Below are 1,712 nucleotides of genomic sequence, written 5' to 3'. Positions count from 1 at the left end.
CTAACATTCTTCGTAATCCCGTTCTTATTATGGTTGGCACTTTACTTCAATAAAAAAATGACAGGTACGTTTAGACGTTTATTCTCAGACGTTGCTGATTTCAATGCATGTATCGAGAACAATGTAGGTGGTATCCGCGTTGTACAAGCATTCGGAAATGAAAAGTTTGAGAAAGAGCAATTTGCTGTAAATAATGCTCGTTTCCGTACAACAAAATTAATGGCGTATAAAATTATGGCGTTAAATTCATCGATTAGTTATATGCTGATGCGTCTTGTAACACTCTTTGTATTAATATGTGGTACATGGTTTGTTCTGCAAGGTGAATTAACGTACGGTGGATTTATTGGATTCGTTTTATTAACGAATATTTTCTTCCGCCCAATTGAAAAAATTAATGCGGTTATTGAAAGTTATCCGAAAGGAATCGCTGGTTTTAAAAGATATGTAGAACTTCTGGAAACAGAGCCGGATATTGTAGATTCTAAAGATGCAATAGAAGTTAAACATGTACACGGCGATATTCAATACAATAACATCACGTTCGGATATGAAAATAAAGAGCCGATTTTAAACGATATTAGTTTGAAAATACATGCAGGTGAAACAGTTGCTTTCGTTGGACCATCAGGGGCAGGGAAAACAACACTATGTAGTTTATTACCTCGTTTTTATGAACACTCATCTGGATCAATTCAAATTGATGGCATTGACACCAAAGAGATGACGTTATCGTCACTTCGTAAGCAAATCGGAATTGTACAGCAAGATGTTTTCTTATTCTCAGGAACAATTCGTGAAAATATCGCTTACGGAAACTTAAAAGCTTCAGAATCTGAAATTTGGCAGGCGGTAAAACGTGCTCAGCTAGAGGACTTAATTTACTCGCAACCAGACGGTTTAGATACAGTTATCGGTGAGCGTGGTGTGAAACTTTCAGGAGGACAAAAGCAGCGCTTAGCAATTGCTCGTATGTTCTTGAAGAACCCGCCAATTTTAATTTTAGATGAAGCAACTTCTGCGCTAGATACAGAGACAGAACTTGCTATCCAAAAATCACTTGCAGAACTATCTGTTGGCCGTACAACATTAGTTATCGCTCACAGGCTTGCAACTATTAAAAATGCAGATCGYATCGTCGTTGTAAATAAAGACGGTATTGCAGAACAAGGTTCACATGAGGAACTAATCAARCGAGGCGAGGGTTACAGCCGATTGTATGAGGCGCAGTTTAGTTCGTAAATATAATTTCTGCTGAATTAGTGCACCATAAGTAAGTGGAAATCTTATTTGGGAGGCTACAAAGCATGATTGTAACAACAACTTCTACAATTCAGGGGAAAGAAATTATTGATTATATCGATATCGTTAATGGCGAAGCAATCATGGGTGCGAATATCGTGCGTGACCTTTTCGCTTCTGTCCGTGACGTTGTCGGTGGTCGCGCAGGCGCCTACGAAAGTAAATTAAAAGAAGCACGCGACATTGCAATGGAAGAGATGAAAACTCTCGCAAGACAAAAAAATGCGAACGCCATTGTTGGTATCGACGTGGACTACGAAGTAGTTCGCGAAGGAATGCTAATGGTTGCGGTGAGTGGGACTGCTGTCCGTATATAAAGTGAAAAGCCGTGCTGGTGCACGGCTTTTTGTTGTTATTGTGTCTAACATKATAGGTAGGGTGATCGTCTATGTCGAAGCCTTGATATTTCT

The 1,712-nt window shown here is 39.2% G+C and carries 2 protein-coding genes; both read left to right on the top strand.

The features are described 5' to 3' along the window. Positions 1 to 1,242, top strand: a 1,242-nt coding sequence (locus AC1DJR_RS28835; protein ID WP_477004134.1) for an ABC transporter ATP-binding protein, incomplete at its 5' end; no start/stop codon positions are given. Positions 1,243 to 1,307: 65 nt separating this feature from the next. Beyond that, positions 1,308 to 1,619, top strand: coding sequence for a YbjQ family protein (locus tag AC1DJR_RS28830; protein WP_002112849.1), 312 nt, complete (start codon positions 1,308 to 1,310; stop codon positions 1,617 to 1,619). The last annotated feature ends 93 nt before the right edge of the window (positions 1,620 to 1,712 follow it).

Source organism: Bacillus sp. 05T31 (assembly GCF_056396725.1).
This window is presented reverse-complemented; position numbering and strand designations above follow the sequence as displayed.